General features: G+C 72.2%; 8 protein-coding genes. 5 read left to right on the top strand and 3 right to left on the bottom strand.

Annotation, left to right across the window (positions count from 1 at the left end; all coding sequences use genetic code 11):
* Positions 1–49: 49 nt before the first annotated feature.
* Positions 50–709: an endonuclease NucS gene (gene nucS, locus Apa02nite_RS08025; RefSeq protein ID WP_067685778.1), complete on the bottom strand. Its 660-nt coding sequence runs from the start codon at positions 707–709 to the stop codon at positions 50–52.
* 61 nt (positions 710–770) lie between these two features.
* Here nucS and Apa02nite_RS08020 point away from each other — a divergent pair, with 61 nt between their 5' ends.
* Genes Apa02nite_RS08020 through Apa02nite_RS08005 form a run of 4 tightly spaced genes read left to right on the top strand, consistent with a single transcriptional unit; the run spans position 771 to position 6,127 of the window.
* The gene (locus Apa02nite_RS08020; RefSeq protein WP_203824488.1) at positions 771–1,403 is read left to right on the top strand and encodes a DUF4126 domain-containing protein; all 633 of its coding nucleotides are present in this window, start codon (positions 771–773) and stop codon (positions 1,401–1,403) included.
* Entirely contained in the window at positions 1,400–2,734 is a 1,335-nt protein-coding gene (locus tag Apa02nite_RS08015) for a hypothetical protein (RefSeq protein WP_203824487.1), read from the top strand. The genes Apa02nite_RS08020 and Apa02nite_RS08015 overlap by 4 nt, the downstream gene beginning before the upstream one ends.
* A gap of 47 nt (positions 2,735–2,781) precedes the next feature.
* The gene (locus tag Apa02nite_RS08010) at positions 2,782–5,394 is read left to right on the top strand and encodes an FtsK/SpoIIIE domain-containing protein (RefSeq protein ID WP_203824486.1); all 2,613 of its coding nucleotides are present in this window, start codon (positions 2,782–2,784) and stop codon (positions 5,392–5,394) included.
* Positions 5,381–6,127 (top strand): hypothetical protein, encoded by a 747-nt coding sequence (locus tag Apa02nite_RS08005; protein WP_067685786.1) that lies wholly within the window; start codon positions 5,381–5,383, stop codon positions 6,125–6,127. Before Apa02nite_RS08010 ends, Apa02nite_RS08005 begins: the two co-directional genes overlap by 14 nt.
* Positions 6,128–6,503: 376 nt before the next feature.
* Here Apa02nite_RS08005 and Apa02nite_RS08000 read toward each other — a convergent pair whose 3' ends face one another.
* Positions 6,504–7,352: a 3-hydroxyacyl-CoA dehydrogenase family protein gene (locus Apa02nite_RS08000; RefSeq protein ID WP_067685788.1), complete on the bottom strand. Its 849-nt coding sequence runs from the start codon at positions 7,350–7,352 to the stop codon at positions 6,504–6,506.
* Positions 7,353–7,470: 118 nt separating this feature from the next.
* Between Apa02nite_RS08000 and Apa02nite_RS07995 the strand changes: the two genes are divergently transcribed.
* Positions 7,471–7,827, top strand: a complete 357-nt coding sequence (locus Apa02nite_RS07995; protein WP_067685790.1) for a hypothetical protein — start codon at positions 7,471–7,473, stop codon at positions 7,825–7,827.
* Here the strand turns inward: Apa02nite_RS07995 and murA are convergent, their stop codons facing one another.
* Complete coding sequence (gene murA, locus Apa02nite_RS07990; protein WP_067685792.1) at positions 7,828–9,117, bottom strand: UDP-N-acetylglucosamine 1-carboxyvinyltransferase; 1,290 nt, start codon at positions 9,115–9,117, stop codon at positions 7,828–7,830.
* Positions 9,118–9,137: the final 20 nt, after the last annotated feature.

Raw genomic sequence — 9,137 nt, 5'->3', positions numbered from 1 at the left:
GCGTGGGGGGTTGCGGTGCGCTCCGCGCCCGAAGTCCCCACGGGACGGGTTAGAAGAGGGTCAGCTCGTCGCGTTTCATGCCTCGGAGCTTGTCGTAGTCGACGACTACGCAGCGGATGCCTCGGTCGGTGGCCAGGACGCGGGCCTGCGGCTTGATCTCCTGGGCGGCGAAGATGCCGGTGACCGGGGCCAGCAGCGGGTCACGGTTCATCAGTTCGAGGTACCGGGTGAGCTGCTCGACGCCGTCGATCTCGCCGCGTCGCTTGATCTCGACGGCCACCGAGCCGTTCGTGGCGTCCTTGCAGAGCAGGTCGACCGGGCCGATCGCGGTCATGTACTCGCGCCGGACCAGGGTCCAGCCCTCGCCGAACGTCTCCGGGTGCGCGGCCAGCAACTCCTGCAGGTGCGCCTCGACGCCGTCCTTGACCAGGCCGGGGTCGACGCCCAGCTCGTACGAATAATCCTGGAAGATTTCCTCCAGGGTGATCCGGAGCTCTTCGCCGGCCTTGTTGACCACCTTCCAGACGCCCTCGCTCTCCTGCAGCTTGCAGGGCGGAGACATCCAGTTCAGCGGCTTGTAGGCACGGTCGTCGGCATGGATCGACACCGAGCCGTCGGCCTTCACCATCAGCAAGCGCGTCGCCGACGGCAGGTGGGCGGAGAGGCGTCCGACGTAATCCACTGAGCATTTCGCGATGACCAGGCGCACCGGGCGACACTACCGGACGGCCCGCCGGGCACGACGAGCGTGCCGGTGCCATGCTGGCATCGTGTTCGAAGCATTGACCGGGACCGGTCTGGCCGCATCCGCCGGGCTGAATGCCTACATCCCCCTGCTCACCATGGCCCTGCTGGGCCGGTTCACCAACGCCATCGACCTGCCGAACAGCTGGTCCTGGCTCACCAACGGCTGGACCATCACGATCCTGGCCGGGCTGCTCGCCATCGAGATGGTGGCCGACAAGATCCCCGTCGTCGACCACCTGAACGACATCGTGCAGACCTTCGTCCGCCCGACCGCCGGCGGCCTGGCCTTCGGCGCCGGTTCGTCCTCCGAGACGGTGACCGTCACCGACCCCGGTTCGTTCTTCGGCTCACACCAGTGGGTGCCGATCGCCATGGGCGGTCTGATCGCGCTCGGCGTGCACACCGTGAAGGCCGCGTCCCGGCCGGTGGTCAACGTCACCACCGCTGGTTTCGGCGCTCCGATCGCCAGCACCGCCGAGGACATCGGCAGCGTGCTGCTCTCGGTTCTGGCGATCGTGCTGCCGGTTCTGGTCCTGATCGGACTGGTGCTGATGGTCTGGGCCACCGTCTGGGTGTTCCAGCGCCGCAAGCGCCGGCGCCTGGATCGGCTCGCCGGCGATCCGGCGGGTGTCCAGACCCGTCGCCTGTTTGGTTGACTCTCCGGGTGCCCGCGCTCGCCGTACCCGCCTTCGCCCTCTCCTGGTGGCTCGCCGGCTATCTGATCGGCCGGGATCCCGGGCGACCGGCGCTGCGGTGGGCGAGCGCGGCACTCGCGTCGTACGCGATCGGTCTGGTCGCCTGGACCGTCGCACCGGGTGAGCGGACCGCCCAGATCCTGATCTGCCTGCCCGCCCTGGCCCTGGCCGGCAGCATCGTGGCGCTGCTGCCGCTGTCCCCGTCGGAACGCCGCCCGATCGACATGGGCGCGCTGGTCCTCGGCGTGCTGTTCCAGATCATGGTGGTGGCCCTGCCGGGCGCCGGGAAGCTGGTCGGGCTGACCCCGCTGGCCGGCGCCCTGGTGCTGCTCTGGCGGCAGTACGACCAGGTGGTACCGCGCCCCCTGCCGCTCGCGCTGACCGTGATGGCCGCCCTCTACGCCGCCGGACTGGCCGTCCTGCTGATCCCGGTGGACACCGGCGGCCCGGCCGTCCCGCTCGCCGCGATCGGGCTGGACCTGCTGGTCGTCGGCTACCTGGTGGCGGTGGCGCACGCGGTGGCCGGCGGCGAACGCCTGCGCCCGGACCTGCGGCGCTCGCTGGCCGCCGCGCTGCTGGCCGTGCTGCTGGTCGGCCTGCCCGCGGTGCTGACCATGTACGCGGTGCCCGGCGACACGCTCGTCACGACGCTGCAGTTCGTCCCGGTCGCGGTGGTCTCGCTGGCCGCCGGGCTGGCCGGGCGGCTGGGCCGGCTGCTGGACCGGGTCGCGCTGGGCGGCGACAACCGGCTGCGGCAGGACCGGGCGGCGCTGTACGTGAACGCGGACGCGCTGCTGCGCCGCCGGGAACGACGCCGGCTCGGCGAGATCGGCGAGCCGGAGTTCCTCCGATTGACCCGGCGGGCGCTCGCCGACTTCAACGACCTGAGCCGGCTGGCCCGCAGTCCGCTCACCGACCTGCCCGCGGTGGCCCACCGGATCGCCGGGCGCGGTGACGACCAGCCCCGGGCGCGGGCCCGGGAACTGCGGGCGGTGCTGCGCGAGGAGGTGTCGGCGCTGCGGCCGGCCGGGCCGTTCGACACCGGCGACGACTGGCGGTACTACAACACGCTGCAGTTCTGCGGGGTGCTCGGGCTGAACCCGTACTCGCGGCGGCAGCGGCTGGACGGACTGAGCCGGGAGGCGCGGATGGCGGTGGACTGGTTCCGCCGGTACGTGCCCCGGGACACCATGCGGCAGTGGCACCGGGAGGCCGCGATGGTGGTCGCGGAGCGCCTCTGGGAAGCCCTTTCCAGCGACAGATCACGACACGCACTGACTAATCCGTCGTAATGGTGAGAAATCGCTAAAATCCCCCCACATGGATTCCGGGGGGTCGCGTGGCTAGTCACCGCAACGCGCTGGTCGCCGTGGTCCGGCAGGAGCTGGCCGAGGCCCGGGGCTCCGCACGGGCGCTGCTGGCCGCCGCGGAGTCGGCGCGCGGCGAGGCACAGAGCCGGCGACGGCTGGTCCGCGACGCGTACGCCACCTGCCTGAGCCAGCTCGCCGCCGCCCGCGAGTCGGCCCGCGACGACATTCAACGGCGCTTCCGCGGCGAGGCCACCAGCCTCGCCGGGCACCTGCGCGGCCTGGCCACCTCCAGCGCCACCGGCGCGGCCGGCGCGCCCTGGCGGCTGTGGTCGCCGAGCGAACCCGACCCGGGCGGGCGACCCGGGCTGCTGCGGATCGGCGCGATCACGTTCGAGGACACCGCGGCGCTGCCCGGGCTGATCCCGCTGCTGGACGCGGTGCACCTGCACGTCACCGGGCCGTCCCCGGCCGTCGACGACCTGATCACCGGGGTGCTGCTGCGTGCGCTCGGCAGCACCCGGCCCGGCGACGTGCACCTGACCGTGTACGACCCGGAGAACCTGGGCGGGACGCTCGCCCCGTTCGCCCCGCTGAACCCGACGTTCGTCGGACCGGGCGGGCTCGGGTCACTCCTCGACGACCTGGTCGAGCACATCTGCAGGGTGAACGAGTCGCTCGGCGGGCAGTACCCGTCGCTCGCCGAGCTGACCGCGGCCCGTCCCGGCACCCGGCCGGAGCCGTGGCGGCTGGTGGTGCTGCTCGCCGACCGGGCCACCACGGTGGAGATGACCACCGGGCAGCGGGCGCAGCTGGGCCGGATCGTACGCACCGGGGTGGCCTGTGGGGTGCACCTGGTGGTGCGCGGCCTGGACCTGGACGACGACCCGACGGTGGAACGGATCCTGGTCCGTGACCAGACCGCCACCTGCGACTCGCTGGGCAGCCTGGAGATCCGGCTGGACCCGCCGCCCCCGCCGGACCGGATCGCCGCGTTCTGCCGGAGCACCGCCGAACGGCTGCGCGCCGGCCCCGGCCCGGCCAGCCTGTCCGACCTGGAACCGGCCAAGTACTGGGCCGAGTCGTCGATCGGCGGCCTGGTCGCCCCGATCGGCGACAGCACCGACGGCTCACTCGTCGAGGTGCCGCTCGGCGACGACCCGCCGCACGCGCTGATCGGCGGGCCGTCCGGCTCCGGCAAGACCAACCTGATCTACGCCTGGCTGGGCTCGCTGGCCACCCGGTACGGCCCCGAGGAGCTCGCGCTCTACCTGCTCGACTTCAAGGAGGGCGTCTCCTTCGCCCGGTACGCGCCCGGCCCCCGCGACCCGAGCTGGCTCCCCCAGGTCCGGCTCGCCGGGATCAACGTGAACGGCGACCGCGAGTTCGGCCTGGCCATGCTCCGGCACCTGGGCGAGGAGTTGCGTACCCGGGCGCAGGCCGCGAAGCGCTGGGACGCCGGCAAACTGGCCGAGCTGCGCGCCGAGGACCCGACCGGGCACTGGCCCCGGATCGTCGCGGTGATCGACGAGTTCCAAGTGCTGCTGGCCGGGCGGGACGCGGTCGCCGAGGAGGCTGTCGCGCTGCTCGAGGACCTCGCCCGGCGTGGCCGCTCGCAGGGCATCCACCTGGTGCTGGCCTCACAGGACGTGGCCGGCATCCAGGCGCTGTGGGGCCGGCCCGGGCTGATCGCCCAGTTCACCCTCCGGATCGCGCTGCCCAAGGCCCGCCGGATCCTGGCCGAGGACAACCTGGCCGCCGCGGTCATCCCGCGCTTCCACGCGGTGGTGAACACCGAGTCCGGGGTGTCCGGGGCGAACCGGATCGTCCGTCTGCCGGACGCCGGGGACCGGGACACCTGGCGCACCCTGCAACGGCGGCTGTGGCGCACCCGGCCCGGCGGGTGCCCCGAGCCCCGGCTCTTCGACGGCGACGCGGTGCCCCGGCTGCCGGCCTCGCTGCGCCCGTCCGGGCGGGTGCCCGGCGTGGACTCGCCGGTCGGATCGTCGCCCGGCGCGGTGCTCGGCGAACGCATCGACGTGGCGGCCCAACCGGCCCGGCTGCGGCTGGGACGGATGCCGGGGCGGAACCTGGCGGTGCTCGGTACGCGTACCGAAGAAGCCTGTGACGTTCTCGCCGCCGCCGCGCTCAGCCTGGCCGCGCAGGGACCGGCGCACTTCAGCGTGATCTGCCTGGACCCGGGCGCGTCGCTGGCCGCCGCCCGGCTCTTCGCCGAGCTGCCGTCGGCCGACTGGTACGACACCACCGACGTCCGGTTCGACCTGCCCGCCATGGACATCCCGCACTACGTCCTCGGGTACGCCCTGGACGCCGCCGGCGCCGCACACCGCCCGGCCCTCAAGACCCTGCTCACCGAGGGACCCGAGCAGCGCATCCACGTGCTCGGCTGGTGGCGCTCGGTGCCCCGGCTCCGCGACGACCTGGGCGGCATCGGCGCGCGGTTCGACACCATCGGCGCCTGGGTCGCGCTCGACGTGCACGGGGCCGACCTGACCCCGCTCCATCCGCAACCCGGCGGCCCGGTCTGGTACCCGCGGACCCGCCGGGCGTTGTTCTTCGACCGTTCGGTGCACCGCACTCCGGAAGTGATCATCCCGTACGAGGTGAACAGTGACCACACGTGACCGGCAGCCGCCCAGCCGCGACTACCAGTTGATGGTGAGCGCCCTGGCCGAGGTGACCCGGCGGCGCGACGCCGACCTGGGTGAGGCCGAGCAGGCCTACCAGGACAGTGCCGCCCGCGCGGCCGGGGAGCTGTCCCGGGCCGAGAACGACGCGCTCGCCGCGGACCGGTGGGCCGGCGCGGCCGCGTCCCAGGTGCTCGACGTGGACCGGGAGGCGGCACGGCTGTGGAGCCAGCTGCGCCGGGCCCGCGGGCTGCGGGTACGTGCCCTCGGCGACGTGCCGGACCCGGCGCCGGTCGAGGCACTCCCCCGGGTCGCGCTGCAACGGCGGCCGACCGCCTCGTCGGACGGGCCCGGCCTGCAGTCACCTCGGTCGCTGCTGGCCCGCGCCGCCGACCGGATCGACGACCGGATGCGCCCCGGCCGCCGGCCGCTGCCCCGCTGGGCGCTCGCCCTGCTCCCGGTGATCGGGGCGATGATCTCGACGCTGGCCGGGCTGGTGGCGGCCGGGCTTGTCACTTTCGGTCATCAGGCGCTGTGGGGCGGGCTGGTGATCCGCGGTCTCGGGTGGCTGGTGTTCCTGATCGCGCCGTCGGCGGGGGTGCCGGTGGCGGCGCTCTGGGCGCATCGGCAGCTGCGGGCCCGGCTGGACATCGGCGGGGTCGGACTCACCCTGCTGGGCGGCATGGTCGCGGCAACCCTGCTGTCCCTGTCCTTCGCCACCTCGCACTGACCGGCCCGGTCACCGAGAGCCGGGGCCGCCTGGCAATGCGGGGCGCGGTCCGCCCCGCGCCAAGCGTGGGGAGTTGTGGTGCGCTCCGCACCCAAAGTCCCCACGCAACCGCCACAACCACCGAGCGTGGGGACTTTCGGCGCGCTCCGCACCCAAACTCCCCACGCTCGGTTTGGGGGTAACCGCTACCACCCACGGGCGTCGCCCCGGAGGGCTTCGTGTTGTGGACGCGTCAGCGGCCAGCGAAGCCCGCAGGGGTCCCGGCGGGAGCGACGATCCGGACCCCAGCGGACGCACGACAAAAAGAATTTGATCTTGCGGTAAACAGCAAACCGGCGCCGATCACGAGATCGACACCGGCGCCGCCCGAAACCGATCAGTAGCTGTAGAAACCCTTGCCGGTTTTGCGGCCCAGGTCGCCCGCGGTGACCATGCGCTGCAGCAACTCCGGCGGGAAGAACTTCTCGTCCTGGGTGTCGCGGTAGATGTTGCCGGCCGCGTTGAGCATCACGTCGAGGCCGGTCAGGTCGACCGTCGCCAGCGGGCCCATCGCGTGACCGAAACCGAGCTTCATCACGGTGTCCAGGTCGGCGGCGGAGACCACGCCGGACTCGACCAGCTTGATCGCCTCGACCAGGATCGCGGAGAAGAGACGGTTGGAGACGAAGCCGGCGACGTCGCGCTTGACCTCGACGCAGGTCTTGCCGACGCCCTCGGCGTAGTCCCGGGCGGCGGCCAGGGTCTCGTCCGAGGTCTGGTACCCGCGGACCAGCTCGACCAGCTTCATCATCGGGACCGGCGAGAAGAAGTGGATGCCGACGACCGATTCCGGTCGCGAGGTGATCGCGGCGATCTGGGTGATCGGGATGGCCGAGGTGTTCGTGCCGAGCACCGCGCCGGACTTGCAGATCTTGTCGAGCTGCTTGAAGACGTCGTGCTTGGCCTCGACCTTCTCGTAGATCGCCTCGACCACCACGTCGGCCTCGGCGACCGCGTCGATGTCGGTGGTCGCGGTGATCCGGTTCAGGGTCGCCTCGGCGTCCTCTTCGGTGATCTTGCCTTTCGCCGCGAAGCGGGCGAGCGAGTCGCGGATCGCGGCGGTGCCGCGCTTGAGCGAGGCGTCGTCGACGTCCCGCATCGTGACCTGCCAGCCGGCCTGCGCCGACACCTGCGCGATGCCGGAACCCATGAGTCCGGAACCGATGACCGCGAGACGACCCGCCATGCTCCACTCCCTTGTTAGAGGCACCGAGTCTAACGGGATTACTTAACGGAGACTTAGGACGGCTCTCGATCGGGTCATTTCACCGCAATTGAACGCTCCACGATGCCAGACTGTGCCCATGGCCACGAGTGACGGCTGGTACCTCATCGGCCCATTGATCGCCGTCGGTCTGGTCGGCTTTCTCGGCGCCGTGTTCTGGCGCATGGGCCTGCAGCCCGGACCGCTGGACGCCGTGCCGTTCCGGGACGGGTGCGCGGAGGGCTTGGCGATCTTCCGGGAGCGCGCCGAGCAGGAGGACTTCGGGCTGCTCTGCGCGGCCGCGGTCACCGACGAGCCGGAGATCGCCGACGAGATCCGGCAGATGCTGTCGGACGCCGGGATCCGCGCCACCCACGCGACCCGGCGGGACGGCCGGGTCTGCGTGCTGGTCTTCGCCGAGGAGCTGGAAGAAGCCCGGCGTCTGGTCGGGGCGTAACTAGAAGTCGAACGTCGGCTCGGGCACGTCGGTGCGTTCCACCTCGACGCCCAGCCGGGCCAGGTCCGCGACGAAGTCCGGGTAGCCGCGGTCGACGTGGTGCACCTCGCCCACCTCGGTCACCCCGTCCGCGCACAGCCCGGCGATCACCAGACCGGCGCCGGCCCGGATGTCGGTGGCCCGCACCGGCGCGCCGGAGAGCCGCTCCCGGCCGTTGACCACCGCGTGGTGCCCGTCGGTACGGATGTCCGCCCCCAACCGCACCATCTCGTTCACGAACATGAACCGGCCGTCGAAGATGTTCTCGGTGATCAGCGACGAGCCCTCGGCCACCGACGCCAGCCCGATCGCCATCGGCAGCAGGTCGGTGGCGAAACCTGGGTACGGCAGGGTCACGATGTCGACGGCCTTGGGCCGCTCGGTCATCCGCACCCGGAACTTGTTGTCACCCGGGTCGACCGTCGCGCCGGCCGCGACCAGCTTGTCCAGCGCGATGTCCAGGAACTCCGGCCGGACACCGTGAATCGTCACGTCACCACGGGTCATCGCGGCGCCGTACGCCCAGGTGCCCCCGACGATCCGGTCGCCGACAGTGGTGTGCCGGACCGGCTTGAGCGGCCCGTCCACGCCCTCGACGATCAGCGTCGACGTGCCGGCCCCTTCGATCCTGGCGCCCATCGCGGTGAGCATCTCGCAGATGTCCACGATCTCCGGCTCGCGGGCGGCGTTGTCGATCTCCGTGACGCCCTTCGCCAGCACCGCGGCCATCAGCAGGTTCTCGGTGGCGCCGACGCTCGGGAAGTCCAGCCAGATCTTGGTGCCGCGCAGCCCGGCCGGCGCCGACGCGATCACGAAGCCGTGCTCGTTGGAGATCTCCGCGCCCATCCGGGCCAGGCCGGACACGTGCATGTCCAGGCCCCGGGAGCCGATCATGTCGCCGCCGGGGAGCGCCACCCGGACGTACCCCCGGCGGGCCAGCAGCGGGCCGAGCACGCAGATCGACGCGCGCAGCCGGCGGACCAGGTCGTAGTCGGCCTCGGCGCCCGGCTCGGCGGGCACGTCGATGATCGCCTCGTTGCCGTCCAGCACCACGTCGCAGTCCAGCCGGCGGAGCACCTCGGCCATGATCGCGATGTCGGTGATCCGGGGAACGTTCGCCACCACACTGCGGCCCTCGCCGAGCAGGGCCACCGCCATCAGCTTGAGTGCCGAGTTCTTCGCGCCACCGACCGTGACGTCACCGGTGAGGGGTGCGCCGCCCTTGACCCTGATCACATCCACGCGGGCCATCGTATGGTCCCGAGCCCACC

Origin of the sequence: Actinoplanes palleronii (genome assembly GCF_016862315.1) — a bacterium.
GTDB classification, from domain to species: Bacteria; Actinomycetota; Actinomycetes; order Mycobacteriales; family Micromonosporaceae; genus Actinoplanes; species Actinoplanes palleronii.
Note: the sequence above shows the minus strand (reverse complement) of the source record. Positions and strands in the feature narration are given on the sequence as shown.